22 protein-coding genes are annotated in these 26,900 nt (G+C 59.6%); 6 read left to right on the forward strand and 16 right to left on the reverse strand.

From position 1 onward, the window contains the following. Nucleotides 1-59: 59 nt before the first annotated feature. Both NMB39_RS17860 and NMB39_RS17865 read right to left on the reverse strand, forming a co-directional pair. Entirely contained in the window at nt 60-422 is a 363-nt protein-coding gene (locus tag NMB39_RS17860) for a response regulator (RefSeq protein ID WP_057025424.1), read from the reverse strand. After that, a complete protein-coding gene (locus NMB39_RS17865) occupies nt 419-2,602 on the reverse strand; it encodes a PAS domain-containing sensor histidine kinase (RefSeq protein WP_494340332.1) in 2,184 nt (727 codons plus the stop codon). The genes NMB39_RS17860 and NMB39_RS17865 overlap by 4 nt, the downstream gene beginning before the upstream one ends. 235 nt (nt 2,603-2,837) lie before the next feature. On the opposite strand from NMB39_RS17865, the gene NMB39_RS17870 reads away from it, so the two are divergent. Then, on the forward strand, nt 2,838-3,857 hold the full coding sequence (locus tag NMB39_RS17870; protein ID WP_494340331.1) for an alpha/beta fold hydrolase: 1,020 nt from the start codon (nt 2,838-2,840) through the stop codon (nt 3,855-3,857). Here the strand turns inward: NMB39_RS17870 and NMB39_RS17875 are convergent. Together NMB39_RS17875 and NMB39_RS17880 are read right to left on the reverse strand one after the other, a co-directional pair. Beyond that, nucleotides 3,834-4,538: a hypothetical protein gene (locus NMB39_RS17875; protein WP_494340330.1), complete on the reverse strand. Its 705-nt coding sequence runs from the start codon at nt 4,536-4,538 to the stop codon at nt 3,834-3,836. The two genes, NMB39_RS17870 and NMB39_RS17875, sit on opposite strands and share 24 nt — an antisense overlap. Nucleotides 4,539-4,956: 418 nt before the next feature. After that, nucleotides 4,957-5,802 (reverse strand): SDR family NAD(P)-dependent oxidoreductase, encoded by an 846-nt coding sequence (locus tag NMB39_RS17880; RefSeq protein WP_306957637.1) that lies wholly within the window; start codon nt 5,800-5,802, stop codon nt 4,957-4,959. Between the two features lie 180 nt (nt 5,803-5,982). Between NMB39_RS17880 and NMB39_RS17885 the strand changes: the two genes are divergently transcribed. Next, nucleotides 5,983-6,912, forward strand: coding sequence for a LysR family transcriptional regulator (locus NMB39_RS17885; protein WP_494340329.1), 930 nt, complete (start codon nt 5,983-5,985; stop codon nt 6,910-6,912). A gap of 293 nt (nt 6,913-7,205) precedes the next feature. Next, nucleotides 7,206-8,375 (forward strand): MFS transporter, encoded by a 1,170-nt coding sequence (locus NMB39_RS17890; protein ID WP_494340328.1) that lies wholly within the window; start codon nt 7,206-7,208, stop codon nt 8,373-8,375. Nucleotides 8,376-8,412: 37 nt separating this feature from the next. Here the strand turns inward: NMB39_RS17890 and NMB39_RS17895 are convergent, their stop codons facing one another. The 12 genes from NMB39_RS17895 to NMB39_RS17950 form a co-directional block, all read right to left on the reverse strand. Then, nucleotides 8,413-8,628 carry a DUF3079 domain-containing protein gene (locus NMB39_RS17895; protein ID WP_056846061.1) on the reverse strand — a complete coding sequence of 72 codons (216 nt, stop codon included), beginning with the start codon at nt 8,626-8,628 and terminating at the stop codon, nt 8,413-8,415. Between the two features lie 113 nt (nt 8,629-8,741). Beyond that, nucleotides 8,742-9,437, reverse strand: a complete 696-nt coding sequence (locus NMB39_RS17900) for an anaerobic ribonucleoside-triphosphate reductase activating protein (RefSeq protein WP_494340327.1) — start codon at nt 9,435-9,437, stop codon at nt 8,742-8,744. Beyond that, nucleotides 9,434-9,601: an anaerobic ribonucleoside-triphosphate reductase gene (nrdD, locus tag NMB39_RS17905; RefSeq protein WP_043051191.1), complete on the reverse strand. Its 168-nt coding sequence runs from the start codon at nt 9,599-9,601 to the stop codon at nt 9,434-9,436. Before nrdD ends, NMB39_RS17900 begins: the two co-directional genes overlap by 4 nt. 32 nt (nt 9,602-9,633) lie before the next feature. Further along, on the reverse strand, nt 9,634-11,649 hold the full coding sequence (locus NMB39_RS17910) for a ribonucleoside triphosphate reductase (RefSeq protein WP_494340326.1): 2,016 nt from the start codon (nt 11,647-11,649) through the stop codon (nt 9,634-9,636). A gap of 182 nt (nt 11,650-11,831) precedes the next feature. After that, nucleotides 11,832-12,824 carry a GTP 3',8-cyclase MoaA gene (gene moaA / locus NMB39_RS17915; RefSeq protein ID WP_494340325.1) on the reverse strand — a complete coding sequence of 331 codons (993 nt, stop codon included), beginning with the start codon at nt 12,822-12,824 and terminating at the stop codon, nt 11,832-11,834. 24 nt (nt 12,825-12,848) lie between these two features. Continuing rightward, a complete protein-coding gene (locus tag NMB39_RS17920) occupies nt 12,849-13,808 on the reverse strand; it encodes a peptidylprolyl isomerase (protein ID WP_494340324.1) in 960 nt (319 codons plus the stop codon). A 10-nt stretch (nt 13,809-13,818) separates the two neighbouring features. Further along, complete coding sequence (gene narI, locus NMB39_RS17925) at nt 13,819-14,499, reverse strand: respiratory nitrate reductase subunit gamma (RefSeq protein WP_494340323.1); 681 nt, start codon at nt 14,497-14,499, stop codon at nt 13,819-13,821. Continuing rightward, the gene (narJ, locus tag NMB39_RS17930; protein ID WP_198719063.1) at nt 14,492-15,247 is read right to left on the reverse strand and encodes a nitrate reductase molybdenum cofactor assembly chaperone; all 756 of its coding nucleotides are present in this window, start codon (nt 15,245-15,247) and stop codon (nt 14,492-14,494) included. The genes narI and narJ overlap by 8 nt, the downstream gene beginning before the upstream one ends. 2 nt (nt 15,248-15,249) lie before the next feature. After that, nucleotides 15,250-16,788, reverse strand: a complete 1,539-nt coding sequence (narH, locus tag NMB39_RS17935) for a nitrate reductase subunit beta (protein ID WP_046072056.1) — start codon at nt 16,786-16,788, stop codon at nt 15,250-15,252. Between the two features lies 1 nt (nt 16,789). Further along, on the reverse strand, nt 16,790-20,563 hold the full coding sequence (locus tag NMB39_RS17940; RefSeq protein WP_124377443.1) for a nitrate reductase subunit alpha: 3,774 nt from the start codon (nt 20,561-20,563) through the stop codon (nt 16,790-16,792). A gap of 70 nt (nt 20,564-20,633) precedes the next feature. Continuing rightward, a complete protein-coding gene (locus tag NMB39_RS17945) occupies nt 20,634-22,031 on the reverse strand; it encodes a NarK family nitrate/nitrite MFS transporter (RefSeq protein WP_057025436.1) in 1,398 nt (465 codons plus the stop codon). Continuing rightward, complete coding sequence (locus tag NMB39_RS17950; RefSeq protein ID WP_043051184.1) at nt 22,009-23,313, reverse strand: MFS transporter; 1,305 nt, start codon at nt 23,311-23,313, stop codon at nt 22,009-22,011. Before NMB39_RS17950 ends, NMB39_RS17945 begins: the two co-directional genes overlap by 23 nt. Nucleotides 23,314-23,617: 304 nt before the next feature. On the opposite strand from NMB39_RS17950, the gene NMB39_RS17955 reads away from it, so the two are divergent. The 3 genes from NMB39_RS17955 (at nt 23,618) to NMB39_RS17965 (ending at nt 26,823) form a co-directional block, all read left to right on the forward strand. Beyond that, a complete protein-coding gene (locus tag NMB39_RS17955) occupies nt 23,618-25,420 on the forward strand; it encodes a histidine kinase (protein ID WP_198719066.1) in 1,803 nt (600 codons plus the stop codon). Then, the gene (narL, locus tag NMB39_RS17960; protein ID WP_057025438.1) at nt 25,417-26,064 is read left to right on the forward strand and encodes a two-component system response regulator NarL; all 648 of its coding nucleotides are present in this window, start codon (nt 25,417-25,419) and stop codon (nt 26,062-26,064) included. Before NMB39_RS17955 ends, narL begins: the two co-directional genes overlap by 4 nt. Before the next feature lie 84 nt (nt 26,065-26,148). Then, complete coding sequence (locus NMB39_RS17965; protein ID WP_494340322.1) at nt 26,149-26,823, forward strand: Crp/Fnr family transcriptional regulator; 675 nt, start codon at nt 26,149-26,151, stop codon at nt 26,821-26,823. Nucleotides 26,824-26,900 lie beyond the last annotated feature (77 nt).

Consider the following 26,900-nt stretch of genomic DNA (forward strand, 5'->3'; position numbering starts at 1 on the left):
AGCGGTTCAGCCTTTATGGAAAACGGCAATCATACGTCCGACAGGACCGCGGGTTTTACCTAAGACTCCAGCGTCAACGCAATTTTCAACCGAAGGTCTTTTTCCGCAAACGGCTTATGCAGCACCGGACAGTCACTAAACTCCTCCGGCAAGCCGCTGCCGCCGTAGCCCGTACTGAACAAAAACGGAATATGGCGGGCCCGCAGAATCCGCGCCACTGGGAAAACGCGCTCTCCAGCAATGTTCACATCCAGGATCGCCAAGTCGACATCCACCACATCTGCCACTTGCATCGCCTTGCCGAGCTGGGCCACGGAGGCGACTACGGTGCACTCCAGGTCTTCGAGCATTTCCTCGATCAACATGGCGATGGTGCCCTCGTCTTCAACCAGGAGCACTTTGGTACCTGGGAATGTGATCATGTCTGGTTCTCAGCGAGCATAAACGAGAAGCGGCAGTGAACGCCCTCACGGGCGAAGTCGAGTTCGAACGAACCGCCTAGATCACGCTCGATGCAGCGCTTCATCAACCGCGAACCCAAGCCTTCGCGCTCCGGCGTGGACACCCAAGGCCCGCCTTGTTCGCGCCAGTCCACGGTGAGCAGCGCGCCGCTCGGCTGGGGCCGAACGCTCCAGGCCACCGTGAGTGTCCCGGTGTCGGTGGACATCGCTCCGTATTTAAGGGCGTTGATCGCCAGTTCATTGAGCGTCATGGTCAGGTTCAGGGCGACGCGGGTGTTGACCTCGATGGCATCACCGGCGATCACCACGCGACCGGAATCATGGCCAAACACCGGCACCAACACTTCCTGGGCCAGCACTCCCAGCGGCGTAAGGCCCCAATGCCGCTTCGTCAGCAGGTCGTGGGCACGCGACAAGGCCAGCAACCGGGCTTCGAACCGGGTGTAGCCGTCCTTGGCATCCTGCGCGTTGCGTGCGGTCTGGGACGCCAGGGACTGGACCGTGGCCAGGGTATTCTTGACCCGATGATTGAGTTCGTCGATCAAGTTCTTTTGTCGGTCTTCGGCCTGCTTTCGCTCGGTAATATCCATGAGCATGTTGATCGCGCCGATCAGATTGCCATCGGCGTCATGCAGCGGGGTCGGATATGGCGTGAAAGGCACGCGGGTGCCATCCGGACGCTCGGCGACGGCCTCGACGCCGCGTATGGCGCGGTTTTCCTTGAGCGCCACGGCCATCGGGCATTGGTCGTGAGGCAGAAAAGAACCATCGGTGTTAAACAGTTTCCAGGTGACACACCACAGGTCGCCCAGTTGCGGCGTGCGCCCCGACAACTCGACGGCCGCACGGTTAAAGAAGGTAATACGCCCCTCGGCGTCGGTGGTGTAGACCGCCGCCGGCATGGCCTCGAGCAGATCGCGCATGTGCCGCTCGCTTTCACGCACGCGGTTTTCCATTTCTCGGGCCAGCGTGACGTCCTGGATGACCCGCACACCATAGCGGAACCGGCCATCGGGCGCCCTGACCGACGAGCTATGCACATCCAGGTAAAGCGCCTGGCCATCAAGCTTCACCGCCCGTTTGCGCAGCACGTAGTTGTCCAGTTCACCCGCTACTTGCCGGGCGTATAACGCCGCGTCCTGCTCGACACTGTCTGGGTGGGTGTAGTCCAGGAAGGTCATCGCCAGCAATTGCTCACGAGAGCGACCGAGCATGGTGCAAAGGGCATCATTGACCCGCAGCAGACGGCCGTCCTCGCCCGCCTCGGCAATGCCGATGGTCGCCGCCTCGTAGGTCGCCGCCAGCCGGTCATCGCTCTCCTGACGCCCGGTTTCAGCATCGTGCACGCGGGTCACGTCAATGGTGAAGCAACGCGTGTTGAAGAACTTGCCGTCTTCGAACCGCCCATTCGAGGTAATCGCGACGTGCCTGATGGTGCCGTCCCTGGCCCGCAGGCGCGCCGGGTAGCTGTTCAGGCAATCACCGCTGCCGAGTTTATGCAGGATGTCGCCGATTACCGGTTCATCCACATGAAATTCAGTGATATGACGGCCGATGTACTCGTCCGCGGTATAGCCCAGCAGCGACAACTCGGCTTTATTGGCGCGCAGGATAATGCCCTCGCCGCTGACAATATGCAGGCCCACGGCGCTGTTTTCGAAAAAGTCTTCGAGATCGGAGCTTTTGCGCCGCAATTCCTCGGCCATTGCGTGGTGCATCGAGACGTCCTGAAAGCAATTGATCGCGCCTTGGATTTCTCCATGCCGGTCTCTGAGGGTGCGGATATTCATGAGCGCGACGAATCGCGACCCGTCCGGGCGCTCAATCATGACTTCCTGGTTACGCGCACACAGGCCTGCGTTGAGCGTCGACGCCATCGGGCATTCGTCAACCGCCAATGGCGCGCCGTCTGTCGTATAAAGTCGATATGAGCCGCAATAGCGGTCCCCATGCTTACCCAGGGCGGGTGTTCGTCCCCATAAATCAACCGCATCGCTGTTGAACCTGACGAGCCACCCGTCGCGGTCACAGAGGTAAATCGCCCCCGGAATGACATCGAGCAAGTGAGTCCCCATCGCGACCAGGCTCTCGTATTCACTGGGTTCGCGTGTGGCTCTGGGGGACTGGTCAACATTCAACATACTTCATCCTCAATGCACCTGTGTTGAAAACGCGCCTGCTCTTGCCGCCTTCAGCTCTTCCCTGAGTGTATGTCGTGAAACGGGATTCCACGTTGGATAAATTTCATTTACACGCAAGACGTTGCCCGGGTAGCTATAGGCACTGGAAGACTAAATGGGAACGAAACATGCAGCTAACGCTCATTATAGTGTTGCCGCTTCGAGTTTATCAGCCGACGTAGCATGAGGAGAGACTGTGTCCACTTTCAAGCTGACCTCGCGTGTCCTCAAGACCTCGCGCCATACAACGCACTATGTAGAGATGGGACCGACCGATGGGCCGTTGATGCTGTTCCTGCACGGTTGGCCGGAGCTCAGCCTGATCTGGCGCGCACAGATAGAAGCGTTCGCTGCACAAGGCTGGCACTGCGTTGCACCCGACATGCGCGGTTATGGCAGCTCTTCTGCACCAGCCCCCACTCATGCGTACACCCTTGAAAACATCGTGGCCGACATGGCAGAACTTCACGACCATCTCGGTGGCAGGCCGGCCATCTGGGTGGGCCACGATTGGGGCAGCGTCGTGGCGGGTGAACTGGTCGCCCATGAACCCCAGCGCAGCCGCGGGGTTGTATTGATTTCGGTCCCGTACTTCCCCAACACTAACGCCCTGCCGACGCTCGTTCCACTGGTTGACCGCTCGATCTATCCGGCGGACACGTATCCGGACGGTCAATGGGATTATTACCGCTACTACAACACCCACTTTGAATCCGCTGTTGCTGACCTTGATGCGGATAAAGCTGCATCGCTGGCGTCGATTTATCGACGAGGCGACCCGGCGAGTATCGGCAAGGTTGCAGCCAATGCCGAAGTGACCCGCAAAGGCGGACGGTTTGGGCAGGCGCACCGGGCGCCACTCACCCAGCCAGACCTTGCGCTCTGGCCGCAGGCAGACTTCGCGCAATTGGTGCGCAGCTTCGAGGCCCATGGTTTCCGCGCTCCCTGCGCATGGTATTTAAACGACATTGCCAACATTGAATATGCCCACCGAGCGCCCAATGGCGGCCTTTTGTCTTTACCCGTACTGTTTGTGAACGGCGATTACGACCAGATGAACACCATCAAGGGTAATCGACTGGGCGATCCAATGCGGGCGGCCTGCGCAGATCTCACCGTGACAAGCCTACCCGGCGGGCATTGGTTGCCGGTGGAGTGCAAGAGGGAACTGGTTGAAGCCATAAGTAACTGGCTACGGAGCAGGAGGCTTGGATGACGACAAGACGTCGCTCCTCCAGGGACCGTCCCACGAGGCTGCCTCTAAACACGCAAACAGTTGTGAAACGTTTTCGAAACAGTCGCGTAGCGAAACATTGGATAGCTGCTCTTCGATAGCGGCCCACTCACCGTGAGCAAAAGCATTTCTGATGCCTCGAAAGCTATGAACGGTATGCAGGACTTGCGCATCTACCACATAAGACAGTCCTGAGGATTCAAGGTGCTCCAAGAGGAACTGGATATCGCTCACGCGAGACCCGGAAGGTTTGCGCGCAATAGCTCCATATAGATCCTTCACCACACGCTTCAAACCCCACTCCACAAAGCTGCATAGCAACACAATGGAGGTCGCCTGAGTGACTACCGTCAGATTGTCTTCCCAGCGCGGAATCTGGTCATCGAGCCAGTCCAGCGCTTCAGCACCGGGACCGGAATCAGCCATGTACGACTCGCGCTGATCGACGAGTTTTGAATGGTGCTGCTCGACCGTCACGAGCTGCAGGAAGCAGTAGTCATTGAGCTGCTGAAGTTTTTCGAAGAGAACCCAAAAGGTCTCAGAGAATCGCTCGGGCTGGTAAATATAAATACCGTCTGCTATTGGCGTCCCGTCGTCCTTCGTCACTAGGCTTAATGCCCAGAACAGTCCATAACGTTTAGCGATATCCAATTCATTATCCAACAGTCGTATCCCTGGTGATTCTGTGCTTTTAACGTCTTCAGGTCAGAAAGTCACCGATTGTATTGGCTACACTGTGCGCTTCATACAGGAACAGGCGTTGTAGCCTCTATATGACTGGGTCTACATAACTTTGGTTATGCCGCTGGGCCTGTGGCGAGGGAGCTTGCTCCCCTGACGGCCTTATAATTGACAGGCATCTACGTGACACACCTCAGTCAAATGTGGGAGGGGGCTTGCCCCCGATGGCGGCCTGACAGCCGACCGGGATCTTGGATCAGACCGAGTACATATCCATTGCTGCGGTAGCGGCAACTTAGGGTTCCGCTTTTACAGCGATGGATGTCATCCCAGACCGGGCTTTCACCCAGATCGGCCTGGCACGGTGAATACAGATGGAGCTCTTCCTGAGCAGACATATTCAACACGCCTTGATTTGATCCCAAAGCTGGGCAACTTGTTCGGCGCTGGTGGCCTTCACTCGTGCCAGGTCGACGGGGTAGTCGACGCCTGGGTTTTCGACAAACCGCGTCGCCGTAAACTGACCATTGCTGGCGCGCAACACATAAGCGGAGTCTTGACAGTGCTGCGACGCCAGGAACACCACGCCAGGCGTGACCCATTCAGGCTTGAGGTTCTCCGGTTCGCCCGTTACGCCCCACATGCGGGTCTTGGCCACTGGGGATACCGCATTGACCAGGATGCCTGATTGCGCGCCTTCCATGCTCAGCGCATTCATGATGCCCAGTTGTGCCATCTTGCCGGCGGCATACGCCACCAGGCCCGGTTGGGCATATTGCTGGTACATCGCACGGTCGGATGACGTCAGCACGACCCGTGCGGCACTAGACTGCTTGAGGTATTTCCAGGCATGTTTGCATAGCCACACGGGTGTATAGATATTGATATCCACCGCACGGCCTATGAAGGTTGCATCGGCCTCTTCAATAGATTGGTAGCCGACCCAGCCGGCGTTGTGAATCAAAATATCGAGTTGGCCATACGCCTCGATGGCGGTTGCCACCAGTTGCTCGCAACCTTGTTCGCTGGACAGGTCACCATGGTGCCCTATCACGTTGAAACCCTGGTCACTGAGGGTTTTAGCAGCCTGCATGGCGATGGAGCCATCGCCCCCCGCGCCGAGCTTATCGGCGCCGATATCACTGATCACCACATTGGCGCCCAGCGAGGCTAACGCTTTCGCGTAACTAAAACCCAACCCCCGGCCAGCGCCGGTTACAACGGCAGTCTTTCCTGTAAAGTTCATTGGCTGTTTCCTCTCGAGTGCCCCCTCACCTTAACAAGGTCTATCTACGCTGTTTAATACTAACGGCGGCGCAAGTTGATACTCGGCGCATATCAAGTTGATGTGAAATCCGTGTAATCCTTGATGAGGTACCATTGCAGCCCCGGTCCGCTGATCAGTTCAAATGAAGGAACAGAAGAAATGATCGAAACCCGCCTGCTGCGCCAGTTCATCGCCGTGGCTGAAGAGTTGCATTTCCACAAGGCCGCCATTCGCCTGCACATGGCCCAGCCGCCATTGAGCCAGGCGATCCAGCGCCTGGAAGACAAACTGGGGTTCAGTCTGTTCACCCGCAATAAACGCGGGGTCAAGCTGACCCCGGCCGGCGGCGCATTCCTGAGCGCGGCCTACAGCACCTTGAAGGAGTTGGAGCTGGGCATAGAACATGCCCGCCAAGTGTCCGAGGGGATTGCCGGCAAACTCACGGTGACTGCGGTATCGATCGCCTACTACGAGTCACTGCTCAGTACCCTGCGCCAGTTCCGCGAGACCTACCCCAAAGTCCAGTTGATCATCAAGGAGATGCCCTCTTCCAGCCAGGCCAAGGCCATTCTGTCGGGAGAAGCGGATATTGCCTTCATGCGCAAGTTGCCGATCTCGGCTGAAAACGTCGAGTCACGCCTGTTACTGGATGAAGAGATCGTGATGGCGCTGCCCGCCCATCACCCCAAGGCCAAGGAAGGTCAGATCGACTTGAGGGATTTTGCCGAGGAAGACTTCGTATTCACCCCAGAAGCCCTGGGTACCGGCTATCACAGTCAGCTTATCGCCTTGTGTGAAGCCGCTGGTTTTTACCCCAAGGTGGTGCAGGAGGCCGCACAGATCCATACCCTGATCGGCCTGGTGGCCTGTGGTTTCGGCGTCGCCCTGGTACCTGAGTCAATGGCCAACTCAATCATGCGCGACAAGGTCCTGTTCCGCCGGATCACCCCCGTGACCGCCTCCCCCAACCCGGCAATCGGCCTGTACATGAGCTGGAACACCCACAACGAATCACCGTTGATGGACAGCTTCATTTCCATGCTCGATTTCAATGCCGTTTCCCAGGTTGAGGGGGAGCATCTTAGTTAGTTATATTCGTGCCCCCCTCCCCGCGATACACCACCCTGCTACGTATTACAACTAACCAAACCGTTCACCCGGGATTGATACTTCTGTCATCAACACGTGACTAATGCCCGTCAATAGTCTTAAACAGAGACTTTTATAGTATTTCTCATCTCCCTGTCAGCACCGCACTATCACCGCCACTTTTGCAAGAACGAGTTCCGGGCACCACCATGGCAGTCGGTTCATGACGACACCAACTTAGTGCACCTGCACCGGCAGAATCCCCGATTCATGCATCGACAAGGAGACGCTGAATGCCAGCCGTCATCTACATTTTTTCGCTCTGTACTTTTACATTCGGCTTGTCCGAGTTCGTCGTGGCCGGCCTGGTGTCGGCCATCTCGGTGGATCTGCATGAGTCCATCTCGCACGTCGGCTCAGCCATCGCGGCCTATGCCTTGGGCGCCGCCATTGGCGCCCCGATCATCACGGCTCTGTTGGCCAATTGGCGCGACAAAACCGTACTGCTGCTGACCCTCGGCGTGCTTGCCGCTGGCAGCGTGGTCATCAGCCTGGCGCCTGATATTCTGACCCTGCATGGCGTACGTTTCATTATAGGCCTGGCCCATGGGGTATTCATGGCCGTGGCCTCCAACGCCGCGGTCAAACTGGTCGACCCGATGCGCGCAGGGCGAGCGCTATCGCTGGTGTGGACGGGGCTGACCCTTTCGATCGCCTTTGGCGTGCCTATCGGCACCTTCCTCGGCAGCTACTGGTCATGGCGCATAGTGTTCCTGGCCATCGGTGGCCTGGGCCTCATCAGCACCGCAGGCCTGGCGCTTCTGATGCGTCAGCGCCGCCTTTGCTCGACCCACCAAGCCACAGACCTGAAACAAAGCCTCGCGGCCCTCTTGCACCGCGAACTGTTGGGGGCGGCGACGATCGCGATGCTGGTGAGCGTGGCGACTTTTTCATTCTTTACCTTCGTGTCGCCGTTCCTGCTGGATATCACCCGTGTGCAGCCGCAAATTCTGAGCCTGGCGATGCTGGTGTTCGGTGTCTGCTCCATTCTCGGTAATTTGCTTGGCGGCTATCTCGTCGATGCATTCGACGCCGATCGATGTTTGCTCGGTGGGTTGACAGCGTTGATGCTTAACCTGTTGAGCTTGTACGTATGGGGCGATTCGCTGATCGCCACGTTAATGCTGGTGGGGCTATTGGGTGTGGTGTTCTTCGCCATAGTGACCATGTCGACCCTGCGCCTGCTGCGCCTGGCACACCACTATGTTCCGCAATCCAGTAGCGTGGCTTCAGGACTCAATATTGCTTCGTTCAACTTAGGCACCGCATTGGGTGGCATCGGCGCAGGCTGGATCATTACCCATTTCGGGCTCGCCTTTATTCCGATTGCGGGCGTAGGTGCTGCGTTGGTGGCCATCGGCATACTTGCCCTGCAGATGAAAAGCACGCTGAGACCATCGTAAAAAAGCCTGCGGTCCGAGGGTTGCCGAGAGCGGTGACCTATGACTGGCTTTCATCCGCCGCCTTGTCGGTGACGATAGGTCGCTCGATCCCCCAGTCACCAGGCACGCACCAATCTTCGCCAAACAGTTCGGCTGGGTGCATCGTACGCTCGGAGCCATTGCCGCACGCCAATGACTTGGCCGGGCAATAGCGGTCGCACCCCCAACAGATTCGTTCGGGGTGGCTGGGGTTGACGGGGAAGTGCTTGGCCATGCCGATCTCCAATCATTGAGAGGCGTTTTTACAACCTACAGCTTCCGTGCGAAGCCATCCTTGACGGATATCAAGCTATTAACCTCGAATAAAGGTTTTATCCGTAGCCTCGATTACCCCCGCAACACGAACGCTGGAAACAACTCGCGCATGGCCGCCCAAAGATCCGTAAGCAAGGCAGGTGCCAGCACACTCGGCAGCTGAGGATCAAACATCTGCTCGGTGCGTACCAGCTGCACGGCAAAGCGTTTGACCCCCAGTTCACTCAAGCGCTGCGCCAGGGTCAACAGACCTGCCGGCTTGAACAGATGCCAATGCACGGTGGTACGGCATTCGTAGTCCACACCGCTGGCCAGAAGATGCTCAAGGCTGCGCCAGTTCGCCGCTCCACTGCCTTGGACCCGAGTGATTGCCTGGCAATCCTCGGGCAAGGCCTTGACATCGAAACCGACCCAATCGGCACCGGTCAGCGCCCTGGCAAAGGCTGTTGGCTTGATGCCGGCACTGTGAAAACCGATGCGAAAGCCCATCGCCCGCACTTCGTTCATGGCGCCCAGTAAACCCTCTTGCAAGGTTGGCTCACCGCCGCTGAACACCACCGCATCGAGCAGGTCCTGCCGGCGTTGCAGGAACGCCAATACCCGCCGCCAATCGACTTCGTCGGTGCCGCGAGGCGGGATCAACTGCGGGTTATGGCAGTAACGACAACGCCAGGCGCACCCCTGGCAAAACAACACACAGGCGAGCAGCCCTGGATAGTCGATGGTGGTCAGGGGCACCATGCCCCCAACCCGCAGCGTTCGACTCATTGGCGAGCGGCCAGCGCCGCGCTTTCAGTAAAGTGCACCCGCTCGCGGTGCTCGGACTGTTTGCCCGGATTGAACGCCGATACCGGACGGTGATAACCCATTACCCGAGTCCAGACTTCGCAGCGTTGACGTTGAGCCTGGGGCAGTGTTTGCGATGCAGTCATGGTGAAGCTCCTTGCGATTGAGTGAATCGAAATCAATGAGCGGTGTCGGGTTGCTGTTCTTTCAACAGCAGAACCTCGTCACATTTGGGACAGAACTCGTGCTCGCCATCGAGGTAACCGTGCACCGGGCAGATGGAGAACGTCGGGGTCACGGTCAGGTACGGCAGGCGGAAGCGTCCAAGGGCTTTGCGCACCAGTTGCTTGCAGGCTTGGGTCGAGGAAATCCGCTCGGCCATGTACAGATGCAAGACCGTGCCCCCGGTGTATTTGCATTGCAGTTCGTCTTGCAGTTGCAGGGCTTCAAAGGGGTCGTCGGTGTAGCCCACCGGCAGTTGCGAGGAGTTGGTGTAATACGGCGCTTGCAGCGAGCCGGCCTGGAGGATGTCGGGGTAACGCTTGAGGTCTTCCTTGGCGAAACGATAGGTAGTGCCTTCCGCCGGGGTCGCTTCCAGGTTGTAGAGGTGCCCGGTTTCTTCCTGGAAACGCAGCAACGTGGCGCGCACATGGTCCAGCAGCTTCAGGGCGAACTGGCGGCCCTGTTCGGTGTGCGTGCCCTCTTTGTCAGCGGTGAAGTTGCGCAGCATTTCATGCAGGCCATTGAGGCCGATGGTGGAGAAATGGTTGCGCAAGGTACCCAGGTAACGCTTGGTGTAAGGGTACAAACCGGCATCCATATGGTGCTGGATGACCTTGCGTTTGACTTCCAGGCTCTCCATCGCCAATTCCATCAGCGAGTCCAGCCGCTTGAGCAGACCGCTGGTGTCGCCCTTGAATACATAACCCAGGCGCGCGCAGTTGATGGTTACCACGCCCAGCGATCCGGTCTGTTCCGCCGAGCCAAACAAACCGCCGCCGCGCTTGAGCAATTCGCGTACATCCAGCTGCAACCTGCAGCACATGGACCGCACCTGATTGGGTTGCAGATCGGAATTGAGGAAGTTTTGGAAATACGGCAGGCCGTAACGGGCCGTCATTTCGAACAGGCGATCAGCGTTCTCGCTGTCCCACGGAAAGTCATGGGTAATGTTGTAGGTCGGGATCGGGAAAGTGAACACCCGCCCTTTTGCATCACCGGCTTGCATCACCTCGATGTAGGCGCGGTTGAGCATATCCATTTCAACTTGCAGGTCGCCGTAGGCAAACGGCATTTCCTCACCACCGATGACGGGGATCTGCTCGCGTAGATCCTGCGGGCACACCCAGTCGAAGGTCAGGTTGGTGAACGGGGTCTGGGTGCCCCAGCGCGACGGTACGTTGAGGTTGTAGATGAATTCCTGGATCGCCTGGCGAACCTGCGCATAGCTCAATTGATCCTTACGCAGGTACGGCGCCAGGTAGGTATCGAACGAGCTGAAAGCCTGGGCGCCGGCCCATTCGTTTTGCAGCGTGCCGAGAAAATTCACCATCTGCCCCAGGGCACTGCTCAAGTGCTTTGGCGGCCCGGCTTCGACACGCCCTGGCACGCCGTTGAGCCCCTCGTGCAACAAGGTCCGCAGCGACCAGCCGGCGCAATATCCGGCCAGCATGTCCAGGTCGTGCACATGCAGATCAGCCTCGCGATGGGCCTGGCCAATGGCTTCGCTGTACACTTCGTCCAGCCAGTAGTTGGCAGTGACCTTGCCCGACACATTCAGCACCAGCCCGCCCAGGGAGTAGCCCTGATTGGCGTTGGCCTGGACCCGCCAGTCTTCACGGTCCAGGTATTCGTTCATCGACGTCGCCACTTCGACCAGAGTCCGCCGATCACGGCGCAAACGCCCGTGTTGTTCGCGATAGACGATGTAGGCCCGCATGGAAAGGAAATAACCGGCGTCCATCAACACCCTTTCAACGCGGTCCTGGATTTGTTCGACATGCAGCCTGGACAAGCCTTCCAGCCGGGCCAGTACCGCCTGCAGCAATCCTTGGGCCTTTACCTCGGTATATTCCCCGGTAGCCTTGCCCGCCGCGATCAATGCCTGACGGATTTTGTCCGCATCGAAGGCGACCAAGGTGCCGTCGCGCTTGTGCAAACGGGTACATCCCACTGAAACCAGCGTGCTCTGCATTAAGCCTCCAAACACTACATATAGGTATTTAATAAACAAAAAACACAATATGCAGTGAAGACTACGGGCAATAGGCGGTTTTGCAATTGATCAATATCAAGATTGTGAGGCAAAAAACCGCCCCCAGGACCGGTGACGAATACATGGCCAACGAGGGTTTACTGTGGCTCGGCGTATCCCGTTCAGCCGCCACTCATGTTCATAAAGCGCACTACCTGCACCTCGCCGCCAGGGTTGAAGTCGTGCCGCAATGGCTTGGCGTGCAGGGCTTTGTGCACGGCGTCGATCAGCGGTTGATCGTCCAGCGGATAGCGGCGCAGCAAGCCACGCAAATCCAGCGCGTCGTCCTGCCCCAGGCACAGCAACAGCTTCCCCTCAACGGTCATCCGTACCCGGTTGCAACTGCCGCAAAAGTTGTGACTGTTGGGTGAGATGAAGCCGATGCGGGTATCGGGATGGCGTTCCAGGCGCACGTAACGCGCCGGCCCCCCACTGTTTTCGGCGCTGTCGAGCAACCGGTGCCGGCTGGCGATCAGCGTTCGCACCTCATCGCTGGAGCAAAACGCTTCGCCCCGTGAGCGCCCTACGTCGCCCAGGGGCATTTCTTCGATGAAACTGATGTCGATGCGTTGCCGGATGGCGTACTGCACCAGCCCCAGCACTTCATCGAAGTTGCGCCCCTTCATCACCACGCAGTTGAGCTTGACCCGCTCAAACCCCGCGCCGCGCGCCGCTTCAATGCCGCCCAGCACTTGGTCGAGATCGCCGTTGCGGGTGATCGCGCGAAATTTCTGCGCGTCCAGGCTATCGAGGCTGATGTTCATGCGCTTGACGCCCGCCTCCGCCAACGGCCGAGCCAACCGGCCCAGTTGCGAGCCGTTGCTGGTCATCACCAGTTCCCGCAAACCCGGCAACGCGGCGATATTGCGGCATAAATCGACAATGCCGGGACGGATCAGCGGCTCACCACCGGTCAGGCGAATCTTGCGTACACCGAGGCCGACGAACAGCGTCGCCAGACGCTGCAACTCCTCCAGCGTCAGGACCTGCTGACGCGGCAGGAACGTCATGTTTTTCGCCATGCAATACACACAGCGAAAATCACAACGGTCCGTCACCGACATTCGCAGATAGTCAATCTGCCGTCCAAAACCATCCTGCATGACAGCGTTCATCACTTCTCCCGTTGCCCCCAAGGCTCACTGCACCAGCGGCGAGTCGGCACCCTGCAAATGGATGCCGCGAATATCCGCCGCACCGATCAGGGTTTGCAGGTATTGCACCAGGGCTTTTTGCCAGACGCCTTGCTGCAACTGCGTGCGGATCGCCGTCGACACCACTTCGTAGGGCAACGGCATGCCTTCGATCCGCTGATCGACACTGACCACGTGCCAGCCGTAACGGCTTTCCAAAGGTTTACTGGCCAGCCCCGGTGCCAGGGTGAACAGCTGGCGTTCCAGTTCGGGCACGGTCTGGCCCTTGCTGATCTGCCCTAAGGAGCCGCCCTGAGCCTTCGACGGGCAGGCCGAATACTTCACCGCCAGCTCGGCAAAACTGCCGGGGAGGTCCGCCAGCCGTTGCAGCAGGATTTCAGCCTGGGCATGCGCAAGTGCACGGGCCTCGGCATCGTCCGGCGCACATTCAAGCAGGATGTGCCGCACGGCCAGCAACGGCGCGCTGTGAAAGCGCCCGCGGTTATTTTCGTAATAACGCAGGCTGGTCTCTTCGTCGCACTGCGGCACCTGCACCTCACGCTCAAGCAACAAGCGCGTGGCTGCTTCTTCTTCGTTCTCACCGGCGCCGATCTGCAGCGACACACCGAGTTCGGCAATGCGTTGCTGCAACAACTCGCGGATCACCAGCGCTCGAGCGGCCTGATAGACCGCCTCCTCGCGGGTGGGCGCCGGGTGATATTGCAACTCCTGGGCCAGCGCCTGTGGGGTGATCGACACCTCATTGACGCTGATGATCGGCCACTCCTGCTCGCTGCTGGCGATCAACTGCGCCGGGGCGTCATCGGCCGCTGGCGCAACCGGCAGCTCGTCAACCTGCACCACACCGGTCGGCGCGATATCCACCACATCGGCCTCGAGTTTTTTTGAAGAACCGCAGCCACCGCTGCCCCCGTTACCGCCGCCACATCCACATCCACCTGACATGATTGTCTCCTCAGAATTTCTGCCGAACGATTTGATAGCGACGCCCCGAGTACCAGACCGGTGCGCTGATCATGTGTACGAGACGGGTGAAGGGAAACAGCACGAACAAGGTCAAGCCGAGAAACACATGCAGCTTGTAGGTCAGCCCGACGGGTGCGATAGACGCCGCCGCTTCCATTGGCCGCAGCAGCACAGTGTTCTGCGCCCAGTCGGCGAGCATCACCATCACCGAGCCGTCCATGTGGTCGGTGGACGCGACGATCGTCAGCAGGCCGAGCAGCAATTGCGCGAGCAGCACCAGCAGGACCAAGATGTCCGACGGGCTGGAAGTGGCGCGAACCCGTGGGTCGGTCAGCCGCCGCTTGATCAGCATCAGCAACCCCACCAGGCATAACAGGCCGAAGACCCCACCGGAAACCATCGCCAGTAACTGCTTGTTCTGCGTGCTGATCACATGGTGGTAGACCGATGCCGGCGTCAGCAGGCCGACGAAGTGCCCGGCCAGCACGAACAACACGCCGATATGGAAAAAGTTACTCGCCACGCGCATGCCACGCTGGTTGAGCATCTGGCTGGAGCCGGCCTTCCACGTGTACTGCGACAGATCGAAGCGAGCCCAACTGCCAAGCAGGCAAATCGCCAGGGCCACATAAGGGTAAACCCCGAACAGCAAAAGATTCCATTTAGACATTACCCACCTCCTTGGCTGGCACAGCGGCCAGCCCTTCATGCTGAAAATCGACCCAGTGCAGCGGCACCGCGCTTTCTTCCCGGGCCTTGCCCGGCGCGCTTGGCAGCGAACTGCAACGGTCCTGCTGTTCGGCCTGCAGAAAGTCCACGGCCTCTTCTTCCCAGATCTTGTCGAGGGCTTCGAGGGAGTCATCGCGCGGTTCTGCGGCGACCTGTTCGCGCAGGTCAGCCACCGCTTGATGGGGCTCGGCACCGGCGATCTGCAGCAACGCCCGGAAGCAACTGGCGTAAGCGCTTTCACGCTCCTCCAGGCGCGCCGCCAGCAAGGCCAGCAAATGCGCCACATCCGCCAGGCCTTCGCGGGCCTCAATGTCTTCGCGGGTAGAAAGGAACTCCAGGTACAGCGGGATAAAGTCCGGCAGCTCCTTGACGCCAATGGCAAAACCGGCGGCTTCGTACTGGGCCATCATGTCGACCATCGCCTGGCCACGGTCACGGGACTCACCGTGCACGTGCTCAAACAACAGCAGCGACAGCGAGCGCCCGCGGCCGAACAGCGCACCGTAGTGCTCCTGCCCGTCCATCAGGTCATTGGCGCAGATCAGTTCCAGCAACTCGAACAATGCGCCGCGTTGCGTCGGGCTGATTTCCCGGGACTGGGCAATCGCTTGTTCCAGTTCGTCGCGACCGCCCGTCAGTGCCTCGGTCGGGTAGTCGAGCAGCAGCGAAATCACTTTGAGAATTTGCATGCTCATTGCTCCCACACCTGCACGGTTTTGAGGATGTCGCGGCGGTTGGCTTTCTTCGCCCCAAACAGGTTGGTGTCGGAACTGCCGCTGCAACCGCTGCCGAAACTGAAGCCGCAACCGGAGCGTTCGGCGAAGGCGTCGCTCATGGCGTCTTCGCGGTGCGCACTCGGTACCACGAAGCGGTCTTCATAGTTGGCAATCGCCAGGTAGCGATACATCTCTTCGACCTGGGCCACGCTCAAGCCGACATCGGCCAGCACTTGCAAGTCCTGCACGCCATCGACTTGCTCGGAACGCTTGTAGGCGCGCATCGCCAGCAAGCGTTTAAGCGCACGCTTGACCGGTTTTTCATCGCCCGCCGTCAGCAGGTTGGCCAGGTACTTGAGTGGAATGCGCAGGCTGTCCACATCCGGGATCACCCCGTTCATGCCCACGGTGCCGGCGGTGGCGGCGTTCTGGATCGGCGAGAGCGGCGGCACATACCAAACCATCGGCAAGGTGCGGTATTCCGGGTGCAGCGGCAGCGCGAGCTTCCAGTCCACGGCCATCTTGTAGACCGGCGAGCGTTGTGCCGAGTCGATCACCGACTGCGGAACACCATCGGCCAAGGCCTGGCGGATGACTGCTGGATCGTTCGGATCGAGGAAGATCTCCAGTTGTTTTTCGTACAGGTCCTGCTCGTCGGCGGTGCTGGCGACTTCGCTGATACGGTCGGCGTCATACAGCAGCACCCCGAGGTAGCGGATACGGCCGACACAGGTTTCGGCGCAAACCGTCGGCATCCCGGCTTCGATACGCGGGTAGCAGAAGATGCATTTCTCGGATTTTCCGCTTTTCCAGTTGAAGTAGATCTTCTTGTACGGGCAGCCACTGATGCACATCCGCCAGCCACGGCATTTTTCCTGGTCGATCAGGACGATGCCGTCCTCTTCGCGCTTGTAGATCGCCCCGCTGGGGCACGACGCCGCGCAGGTCGGGTTGAGGCAGTGCTCGCACAGGCGCGGCAGATACATCATGAAGGTGTTTTCGTACTCGCCGTAGATGTCCGCCTGGATCTTGTCAAAGTTCTTGTCCTTGCGACGCTTGGCGAATTCGGTACCGAGGATTTCTTCCCAGTTCGGGCCCCATTCGATTTTTTCCATGCGTTTGCCGGAGATCAGCGAACGCGGGCGCGCGGTGGGCTGGTGCTCGCCCAGCGGAGCGGTGTGCAGGTGCTGGTAGTCGAAGTCGAACGGCTCGTAGTAGTCGTCGAGGCTCGGCAGGTCCGGGTTGGCAAAAATGTTCGCCAATACGCGAAATTTACCGCCGATGCGTGGGTTGATCGTGCCGTTGGCGTTGCGAATCCAGCCGCCCTTCCACTTGTCCTGGTTTTCCCATTCCTTCGGATAGCCGATGCCCGGTTTCGATTCAACGTTGTTGAACCAGGCGTATTCCATGCCTTCGCGGCTGGTCCAGACGTTTTTGCAGGTGATCGAACACGTGTGGCAACCGATGCATTTGTCCAGGTTCAGAACCATGCCGATTTGTGAGCGAATCTTCATCTCAGTTCTCCTCGATATCGGTCGGCAGCGGACGCGGCAGGTCATCACCGGACGAACCATCGAGCCAGTCGACTTTGGACATTTTGCGCACCACGACAAACTCATCGCGGTTGCAGCCGACGGTGCCGTAATAGTTGAAACCGTAGGCTTGCTGGGCATAGCCACCGATCATGTGGGTCGGCTTGAGCACGACGCGGGTCACCGAGTTATGGTGGCCGCCACGGGTCTTGGTGGTTTCGGAACCGGGCACGTTCACGATTCGTTCCTGGGCGTGGTACATCATCACCATGCCGTCCTTGACCCGCTGGCTGACCACCGCACGGGCAGTCAGCGCACCGTTGACGTTGAAACATTCGATCCAGTCGTTGTCTTCAATACCGGCGCTTTTCGCATCATTCTCCGAGAGCCAGACAATCGGCCCGCCACGGCTGAGGGTCAGCATCAGCAGGTTGTCGCTGTAGGTACTGTGGATACCCCATTTCTGATGCGGGGTGATCCAGTTCAGGACGATCTCGATCTCGCCATTGCTGCGCTTGCCCTTCACCCCTTCGATGGTGCGGGTATTGACCGGTGGGCGATAACTCATCAGCTGTTCGCCGAACGCCTGCATCCACGGGTGATCCTGGTAGAACTGCTGGCGGCCGGTGATGGTGCGCCATGGGATCGCCTCGTGCACGTTGGTGTAGCCGGCGTTGTAGCTGACGTGATCGTCTTCGAGACCCGACCAGGTCGGGCTGGAAATGATCTTGCGCGGCTGGGCCTGGATGTCGCGGAAACGTATCGCCTCGTGGGCCTTGGACAGCGCCAGGTGGCTGTGGTCGATGCCGGTGAATTCCGACAGCGCGGCCCAGGCTTTCACGGCAACCTGGCCGTTGGTTTCCGGCGCCAGGGACAGGATCACCTCAGCGGCGTCGATGGCCGTGTCGATTTTCGGCCGACCGTGGCTGATGCCGGCATCGCCTTCGTGGTGGTTCAGCTCACCGAGGAATTTCACTTCGTCTTCGGTGTTCCAGTTGATGCCCTTGCCGCCGTTGCCGTGTTTTTCCAGCAATGGCCCCAGGGACGAGAACTGCTTGTAGATGTTCGGATAATCACGCTCGACCACATGCAGGTTCGGTGCGTTTTTCCCCGGCACTGGCGCCACTCCGTCACTTTTCCAGTCGGTGCCGCCAAACGGCTGAGCCAGTTCGCCAACACTGTCGTGCATCAGTGGCAGGGTCACCAGGTCCTGTTCGACGCCCAGGTGCCCTTCGGACATGCTGGAAAACGCCTTGGCAATGCCCTTGTAGATTTCCCAGTCGGAACGCGACTCCCACGCGGGGTCGATGGCGGCCGACAAGGGGTGAATGAACGGGTGCATGTCCGAGGTGTTCATGTCGTCTTTTTCGTACCAGGTCGCGGTCGGCAAGACGATGTCGGAATACACGCAGGTCGAGGACATGCGAAAGTCCAGTGTGGTCACCAGGTCGAGCTTGCCGATGGCGCCCTCGTCAACCCATTCGGCTTCTTCGGGTTTGCAGTCGCCGACCTGGCCGATGTCTTCGTTCATCACGCCGTTCTTGGTGCCGAGCAGGTACTTGAGCATGTACTCGTGGCCCTTGCCCGAGGAGCCCAGCAGGTTGGAACGCCAGATAAACATGTTGCGCGGGAAGTTCACCGGGCTGTCCGGCTGCTCGCAGGAGAAGCGCAACGAACCGTCCTGCAACGACTTGACCACATAGTCTTTCGGGTCCATGCCGGCGGCGGCCGCATCGCGGCAGATGTGCAGCGGGTTGGTATTGAGTTGCGGTGCGCTGGGCAGCCAGCCGGCCCGTTCGGCGCGGATGTTGTAGTCCAGGGCGTGTTCGGGAAATTGGGATTTATCGGCCAACGGCGAGAGCACGTCGTGCATGCTCATTTTCTCGTGGCGCCATTGCGAGCTGTGGGCGTAGAAAAAGCTGGTGCCGTTCATTTGCCGCGGTGGACGGTTCCAGTCCAGGCCGAACGCCAGGGGCAGCCAACCGCATTGTGGGCGCAGTTTTTCCTGGCCGACGTAGTGCGCCCAACCGCCACCGGTCTGGCCGACACACCCGCAGAGCATGAGCATGTTGATCAGCCCGCGGTAGTTCATGTCCATGTGGTACCAGTGATTCATCGCCGCGCCGACGATAATCATCGAGCGGCCCTTGGTCTTGTCGGCGTTGTCGGCAAACTCACGGGCGATCTGGATGGCTTTTTCGCGGCTCACGCCGGTGATTTTCTCCTGCCAGGCCGGGGTGCCGGGCACCGAGGCATCGTCGTAATCCTTGGCGACGTTTTCGCCGCCCAGGCCACGATCAATCGCCAGGTTGGCCGCCGACAGGTCGAACACCGTGGCCACTTTAGCGACGCTACCATCGGCCAGCACCACGTTATGCACCGGCACCCGGCGGTATTGCACGGCATCGCCGGCGACGTGCTGGAAGTGTTCGTGGGACTCACCGGCAAAATATGGGAACGCCACTTCGGCGACGTCATCGCCCATCAGGCTCAGTTTCAGATCGATCTCGCGACCTTCGCCACCTTCACGGGCAAGAATGTTCCACTTGCCCTTCTCTCCCCAGCGATAACCGATGGACCCCTGCGGGGACACCAGTTCGCCGTTGACGTCGAGGGCGATGGTTTTCCATTCCGGGTTGTTTTCCTGGCCGAGGTTGTCGGTCAGGTCACTGGCGCGCAGGAAACGGTCTGGCTGATAGCCGGCACCCGGTGCCTTGTCGACCATTTGCTTGAGCAGCACCAGCACCGGCAAATCGGTGAAGCGCTTGGCGTATTCGGTAAAATAGGCGCTCGGTTTGTCCAGGTGGAATTCTTTGAAGATGACATGGTTGAACGCCTGCGCCAGTGCCGCATCGGTGCCTTGCTTGGGGTTCAGCCACAGGTCGGTGAGCTTGGCGACTTCCGAATAGTCGGGGGTAATGGCGACCGTCTTGGTGCCCTTGTAACGCACTTCGGTAAAGAAGTGCGCGTCCGGGGTCCGGGTCTGAGGGACGTTGGAACCCCAGGCAATGATGTAGTTGGAGTTGTACCAGTCGGCCGATTCCGGCACGTCGGTCTGCTCGCCCCAGACCATCGGCGAGGCCGGCGGCAAGTCGCAGTACCAGTCATAGAAGCTCAGGCATGCGCCGCCGATCAGCGACAGGTAACGCGAGCCGGCGGCGTAGCTGACCATCGACATGGCCGGGATCGGCGAGAAGCCGACAATGCGGTCGGGCCCATATTGCTTGATGGTGTAGACGTTGGCCGCCGCGATGATCTCGTTGACTTCTTCCCAGTTGGAACGAATGAAGCCACCCATGCCGCGCTTGCTTTTATAGGACTCGGCCTTGGCCTTGTCCTCGACGATGCTCGCCCAGGCTTCGACCGGCGCCAGGGTCTGGCGCGCATCGCGCCACAGCTTCAGCAACGGTTTGCGGATTTTCGGGTACTTGAGCCGGTTCGCGCTGTAGATATACCAGCTATAACTGGCGCCACGCGGGCAACCACGGGGTTCATGGTTAGGCAGATCGTTGCGCGTGCGCGGGTAGTCGGTCTGCTGGGTTTCCCAGGTGATCAAGCCGTTCTTGACGTAGATTTTCCACGAGCAGGACCCGGTGCAGTTCACCCCGTGGGTGGAGCGCACGATCTTGTCGTACTGCCAGCGGGAACGGTAGACGTTTTCCCAGTCGCGAGACTCTTTGCGGGTCTCTCCATGACCGTCGGAAAACTCGTTTTGCTTGCGATTGAAAAACCGCAATTGGTCCAGTAAATGACTCACGGTGTACACCTCTCAGGCTTGCTGCGGGGTTCTGTGCCCCGCCCACGCAATGGTTGGATTCGGGCTCGACTCAGCAGGGTGTCGCGGCGCCTTTGCGCGCGTACCACCACCAGGTCACCACGATGCAGCTCAGGTAAAAGCCGACGAACATGTAGAAGGCCATCTCCGGGCCGCCGGTCTGGGCCATCGAAGTGCCGAAGGATTTGGGAATGAAGAACGCACCGAAGGCGCCCATGGCCGAACTGAAACCCAGGACGGCCGCCGATTCCTTGCCGGCATCCTTGAGCGCTTGTTCGCGCACGGCGGCGGGTTTTCCAGCAGCGGATCTTTCATGCAGGGTCCGGAAGATCACCGGGATCATCCGGAAGGTGGAGCCGTTGCCCACGCCGGTGGTGATGAACAGCAGCATGAACATGCCGAGGAAACCGTAGAAGTTGCCGCCCGATCCGTCCTGGGGCAAAAAATGCAGCACACCGAAGACCATCACGATCATCAGCACGAAGTTCCACAGGGTCACTTTCGCGCCGCCGAGCTTGTCCGCCAGCCAGCCGCCCAACGGACGAACCAATGCGCCGACCAGCGGGCCGAGGAACGCGAATTTCAAGGCGATGACGTCCGGAAAGGAGGTCTTGATCAGCAGCGGAAACGCCGCGGAGAAGCCGATGAACGAACCGAAGGTCGCCAGGTACAACCAGCACATCAACCAGTTGTGCTTGCGCTTGAAGATCACCGCCTGCTCGCTGAACGAGGCGCGGGCACTGGACAGGTCATTCATGCCAAACCAGGCCAACACTGTCACCAACACAATGAATGGCACCCAAATGAACCCGGCGTTCTGCAACCACAACTGAGCGCCGTCCTGCAGCACTTGCGGCTGGCCGCCCAGGAAACCGAACACGCCAAAAGTAATCACCAGCGGCACGCAGAACTGCATCACCGAAACGCCCAGGTTGCCGAGCCCTGCGTTGAGACCAAGGGCTGTGCCCTGCTGAGACTTGGGATAGAAGAAGCTGATGTTGGACATGCTCGAGGCAAAGTTGCCGCCACCAAAGCCGCAGAGCAAGGCGATCAACACGAATACGCTGTACGAGGTGCTCGGGTCTTGCACCGCCAGCCCCATCCAGATCGACGGCAACAGCAGTGACGCGGTGCTCACGGCGGTCCAGCGCCGGCCCCCGAAGATCGGCACCATGAACGAATAGAAGACGCGCAGGGTCGCCCCGGACAACCCCGGCAATGCCGCCAGCCAGAACAACTGGTCGGTGGTGAAGCTGAAGCCGATGGCGTTCAACCGCACGATCACCGTGCTCCAGACCATCCACACCGCAAAGGCCAGCAGCAGTGCAGGAATGGAGATCCACAGGTTGCGGGTGGCGGTCTGTTTGCCGCTGCTTCCCCAGAACGCAGGGTCTTCGGGGCGCCAGTCATGGATGACCGGGCCTTTGTCAGGCTTTTGCAGAACGGACATGTTCTTCTCCTTGGGCAATGCTGGAAAACGGGGACGACGTCGCTGGCGGCTGTTTGCCCAGCAGCGGGCGCTTGCGTATTTCGCTGAAGTACATCCAGGTGAGGGAGACCCAGACCACGCCGTACATCAACATGAAGCAGGAAGAGCGCACGCCGGTGAGGTCCACCAGGGCGCCGAACAGGATCGGCAGCACGAAGCCGCCGAGGCCGCCCGCGAGGCCGACAATGCCCGACACCGCGCCCATGTTTTGCGGGTAGTCATTAGCGATGTATTTGAAGACCGAGGCCTTGCCGAATGCGAAGGCGATGCCCATGACAAACAGCAGCACGGTGAACAGCGTGGGAGTGAGGCCGATGTGGAAACTGACCGGGCCGTTGATGGACTGCACTTGCAGCTGGGTCTGTGGGTACGAGAGCAGGAACAGGCAGATCCAACTGACCCATAACACCCACCAGGTCACGCTTTGCGCGCCCCAGCGATCCGACATCCAGCCGCCGACGGCACGCAATACACCGCCGGGCAGGGAGAAACAGGCGGCCAGCAACGCGGCGCTTTGCAGGCTGAAACCGTATTCGCGCACGTAGTATTGGGTCATCCATAATGCGAGGGCCACATAGCCGCCGAAGACGATCGAGTAGTACTGGCAGTAGCGCCACACCGCAGGGTCTTTCAGGGCGCTCAATTGCTCGCGCAAACTGGCGCCGGTCGCACTGCGGTGGTCCTTGTTTTCTGCACTGAGAAACCAGAACAGCAATGCCGTGACAAAGAGGATGGCGCTAAAGACTTTCGGTACCAGTTGCCAGCTACCCGCGGCGATCAGGGCCGGCGCGAGAAACTTGGTCACCGCAGCCCCCGCGTTGCCGGCGCCAAAGATGCCCATCGCGAAGCCCTGGTTCTCTTTGTCGAACCATTTGGCGACGTAGGCAATCCCCACCGAAAACGAGCCGCCGGCCAGGCCGACGAACAAGCCCAGCACCAGGAACTGCCAGTAAGCAGTGGCGTGGCTGATCAGGTACAACGGTGCGACGCAGGTCAGCATCAGCACCAGGAACACGCTGCGCCCGCCAAAGCGGTCGGTGAGCAGGCCCAAGGGCAGACGCGCCAGTGAGCCGGTCAGCACCGGAGTGGCGGCCAACAGGCCAAATTGCGTTTCGTTGAGCTGGAGCAGTTCCTTGATCGGCACGCCGAGCACGGCGAACATCATCCAGACCATAAAACACACGGTGAAGGCCAGTGTGCTCATGCCAAGCACCAAGCCTTGTCGTACACGGGGTTGGGTCACAATGTTCTCCAGTCAGCTAGCCATGCCGGCAGACTAGAGACGCCAACCCTGCAAAAACTTGACCCATGTCAACGAAGCCCAAGGGGGCATAGGCCTATGCTTAGCCTGTCTACCTCTAAGGAGGTAGTGCATGGACACCTGGAAAGCCTTTATTTATCAGCTTCTTAAGGTTTTACAGCCCCACCTTTACTGACAGGGAGCGGTCGGCAACTCTTTAGAGGTAGCGCACCCGGGACGGGATGCAAAACCGTGTTCCGGGACGCCGTATGCTCAGTTTTCGTGGCTTTGCCCAGGGTCAGCGCTGATGATGCGCTGGTTGCGCAGCTCCCTGCCCGCTCGCGCCGGGCTGGCGGTGATCCTCATCGCCATCCTCGCCCTGGCCAGCTCCTTGAGCGCCGGGTTGATCGCCTGGTTCAGCCAAGGCGATGCCGCCGCCATCAATACCGCTGGCTCGGTGCGCATGGAGACTTACCACCTGAGCTGGAAACTGGCCGCTGGCGCTCCCCGCGAAGAAATCGCTGCCATCACTGACAGCCTGCAAACCCGCCTCAATAGCCATTCCCTCAAGGCGGTGCTGGAAGATGGCCCGACCACCGATTTGCAAATCAGCTATGGGCAGATCCAGCAACGCTGGAAGGATGATTTGCACCCGGCACTTCAACGTGGCGATGCAAGTGCTTTTCAGGCCATGGCCCTGCCCTTCGTCGAACAACTGAACCAGTTCGTCAGCCTGCTGCAGCGCCAGAGCGAGCAAAAGCAAGGCTGGCAACAGGTCATTCAAGGCCTGGCCTTGTTCACTACGCTGATCGTCTTGCTGCTCGGGCTCTACGAACTGCAGTATGGCGTCGTCTCGCCGCTGCAAGAGTTGGTGGCCGCCACCCAGCGCTTTCGTCGCGGCGAGTTCCAGGTGCGGGTCAATCATCAGTCCCATGACGAACTGGGCCAGTTGGCCACCAGTTTCAACGCCATGGCCGAGACGATCGAGGAGTCGCACCGCACGCTTGAAAGCCAGGTCCAGCAAAAAACCTTGAACCTGCAGCAAGCCAACGCGGCGCTGGAACTGCTCTATCAAAGCAGCCGAAGCCTGGCCACGCGCCTGGCCAATGCCGAGGGGCTGGACGAGTTGATCCGGCGCTTCCAGCAACGCCTGCCCGGCTTGCGCCTGTCGTTGTGCCTGCAAGGACACTTGCAGGCACCGGCCCAGCAATTACTCGCCCTGCACGGCGCCGACAGTCGGGATGTCTGCGCCAGCAGCGATTGCGCCACGTGCCAGAAACACCACAAAACCAGCCCGCAAACCTTCAGCATCAGCAACCAGGGCAGCGAACTGGGTGAGCTCAAGGCCCACTTTGTCGACGGCCATCCCGCGCAAGCCTGGGAAACCCAACTGATCCAGGCCCTCGCCAACCTGATCGGCACCTCGCTTTCGCTCAAACGCCAACGGGAACAGGACCATCGCCTGCTGCTCCTTGAAGAGCGCACGATCATCGCCCGCGAATTGCACGATTCACTGGCGCAGGCCCTGTCCTACATGAAGCTGCAAGTCAGCCGCATGCAAACCCTGATGCGCCGCGGCGAACCGGTCGAAACCCTGGAAACCGTCACCGCTGAGTTACGCGAGGGCCTGAACAATGCCTACCGCCAGCTACGCGAACTGCTGACCACTTTTCGCTTGCAGATCAATGATGCAGGCCTGGTGCAGGAGCTCAAGGACACCGCCGAGGAGTTCTCCCGTCGCGGCGAGTTCAAGGTCCACCTGCACGTCGATGCGCTGGCCTTCCAGCTCTGCGCCAGCGAGCAAATCCACATCTTGCAGATCACCCGCGAGGCGCTTTCCAACTGTCTGCGCCATGCGCATGCGCAAAACGTCTGGCTGCAACTGCGCCAGGACGGCGAAACCGTCAGGCTCTCGGTCGAAGATGACGGGCGCGGCTTCAGCGGCACTGTCGACCAACGCGAACACCACGGCCTGAACATCATGGATGAACGTGCGCGCAGCCTGCGCGGCCAGTTGCAGATAATTTCCAGGACGCCGCAAGGGACCCGCGTCCAACTGGAGTTTCATCCCGAGTTTCTCGAACGGCAAACAGAAGGTAGCGTCGCATGACCCCGTCCCCCCACCATAGAATCCTGCTGGTAGACGATCATCCAATGATGCGTCACGGCATTCGCCAGATGCTTGAACTCGAAGATGATTTCCTGATCGTCGGCGAAGCCAACCATGGCGAAGAAGCACTCACCCTGATCGAGCCACTGCAACCGGACCTGGTACTACTCGACAACAACATGCCGCAGATGAATGGCATTGAGACCCTGCGTCGATTACGGGCCATGCATTACACCGGCAAGGTACTGCTGTTTACCGTGTCGGATGCCGAAGACGACATTCGCGATGCGCTGCGCCTGGATGCCGACGGTTATCTGCTCAAGGACATGGAGCCCGAGCTGCTGATCCAGTACATCCGCGATGCCCTCGAAGGCGCATTGGTCATCAGCCCTGGCCTGACGCAGGTCATGGCCCAGGCGTTGCGCTCACCGCCGCGTCAAGCGGTGGTAGAACTGACCGAGCGTGAACGCCAGGTGTTGAAGACCATCGCCAGCGGCTACAGCAACAAGGTTATCGGACACAAGCTGGGCATCACCGAAGGAACGGTCAAGGTCCACGTCAAGAACCTGCTGCACAAACTCGGCTTGCGTTCACGGGTCGAAGCGGCGGTGTGGGCCATGGAGCATCTGCGCATTACGGGCTGAGGCATGCCTCCTTGGAGGTAGGCCGGCAGAGGCATAGGTCAACCCCCCTGCGCGCTCTACAATGACCGTCAGCGGAGGTACGCCATGCTGACCCACCCTTCCATCGTTTTAACGCTGCGTCGTCATCATCTGTTCAGCCAATTGCCGGAGAACGTTTTCGAGCAAGTCTGCGGCCTGGCCATGCTCAAGCGCCTGCCGTGCCAAGCCACGCTGATGTACCAGGGCGATCCGGCCAAGCGCTTTTTCCTGCTGGTCAGCGGCCAGATCAAACTCTACCGCCTCAACGGCGAAGGCCAGGAAAACCTGGTGGAAATCATTCAACCCGGCCAGACCTTCGCCGAAGCCCTGCTCTTCAGCCAGGCCCGGCTTTACCCGGTCAGCGGCACCGCCCTCAAGGACAGCGTGCTGGTCAGTATCGAGGGCCACCATTACCGCAAGGCGCTGGAAGACCAGCCGAAAGTCTGCCTGGCTATCCTGGCGAGCATGAGCGTCCATCTGCACCTGCGCCTGCGGGACATCGACACCTTGACCATGGCGAGCGCGAGCCGTCGGGTGATCAGTTTTCTGCTCCAGGAACGCCACCCGGTTACCGGACAGATTGTCTTGCCGGTATCCAAACGCCTGGTGGCGTCGAAGCTGGGGATTCAACCGGAAACCTTTTCGCGGATTTTGCATCGCCTGGTCGAGTGCGGACTGATCCAGATGCAACGACGCAACATCAGCATCCTCGCCGAAAAGGATCTGGCTGCGTTCCAATAGACACGATTGGCTGCGATGAATGCGCAATACCAGCTCAACTGTGTGGCAGCCGACGGTAACCACGATGCGTAGCGAGC

It is taken from the genome of Pseudomonas sp. FBCC-B545, from assembly GCF_059134095.1.

What these genes read in the sequence shown, in the direction of transcription:
- NMB39_RS17860 (WP_057025424.1), bottom strand. Translation starts at nt 422, where the DNA reads ATGATCACATTCCCAGGTACCAAAGTGCTCCTGGTTGAAGACGAGGGC.
- NMB39_RS17865 (WP_494340332.1), bottom strand. Translation starts at nt 2,602, where the DNA reads ATGTTGAATGTTGACCAGTCCCCCAGAGCCACACGCGAACCCAGTGAA.
- NMB39_RS17880 (WP_306957637.1), bottom strand. Translation starts at nt 5,802, where the DNA reads ATGAACTTTACAGGAAAGACTGCCGTTGTAACCGGCGCTGGCCGGGGG.
- NMB39_RS17885 (WP_494340329.1), top strand. Translation starts at nt 5,983, where the DNA reads ATGATCGAAACCCGCCTGCTGCGCCAGTTCATCGCCGTGGCTGAAGAG.
- NMB39_RS17890 (WP_494340328.1), top strand. Translation starts at nt 7,206, where the DNA reads ATGCCAGCCGTCATCTACATTTTTTCGCTCTGTACTTTTACATTCGGC.
- NMB39_RS17895 (WP_056846061.1), bottom strand. Translation starts at nt 8,628, where the DNA reads ATGGCCAAGCACTTCCCCGTCAACCCCAGCCACCCCGAACGAATCTGT.
- NMB39_RS17900 (WP_494340327.1), bottom strand. Translation starts at nt 9,437, where the DNA reads ATGAGTCGAACGCTGCGGGTTGGGGGCATGGTGCCCCTGACCACCATC.
- nrdD (WP_043051191.1), bottom strand. Translation starts at nt 9,601, where the DNA reads ATGACTGCATCGCAAACACTGCCCCAGGCTCAACGTCAACGCTGCGAA.
- NMB39_RS17910 (WP_494340326.1), bottom strand. Translation starts at nt 11,649, where the DNA reads ATGCAGAGCACGCTGGTTTCAGTGGGATGTACCCGTTTGCACAAGCGC.
- moaA (WP_494340325.1), bottom strand. Translation starts at nt 12,824, where the DNA reads ATGAACGCTGTCATGCAGGATGGTTTTGGACGGCAGATTGACTATCTG.
- NMB39_RS17920 (WP_494340324.1), bottom strand. Translation starts at nt 13,808, where the DNA reads ATGTCAGGTGGATGTGGATGTGGCGGCGGTAACGGGGGCAGCGGTGGC.
- narI (WP_494340323.1), bottom strand. Translation starts at nt 14,499, where the DNA reads ATGTCTAAATGGAATCTTTTGCTGTTCGGGGTTTACCCTTATGTGGCC.
- narJ (WP_198719063.1), bottom strand. Translation starts at nt 15,247, where the DNA reads ATGCAAATTCTCAAAGTGATTTCGCTGCTGCTCGACTACCCGACCGAG.
- narH (WP_046072056.1), bottom strand. Translation starts at nt 16,788, where the DNA reads ATGAAGATTCGCTCACAAATCGGCATGGTTCTGAACCTGGACAAATGC.
- NMB39_RS17945 (WP_057025436.1), bottom strand. Translation starts at nt 22,031, where the DNA reads ATGTCCGTTCTGCAAAAGCCTGACAAAGGCCCGGTCATCCATGACTGG.
- NMB39_RS17955 (WP_198719066.1), top strand. Translation starts at nt 23,618, where the DNA reads ATGATGCGCTGGTTGCGCAGCTCCCTGCCCGCTCGCGCCGGGCTGGCG.
- narL (WP_057025438.1), top strand. Translation starts at nt 25,417, where the DNA reads ATGACCCCGTCCCCCCACCATAGAATCCTGCTGGTAGACGATCATCCA.
- NMB39_RS17965 (WP_494340322.1), top strand. Translation starts at nt 26,149, where the DNA reads ATGCTGACCCACCCTTCCATCGTTTTAACGCTGCGTCGTCATCATCTG.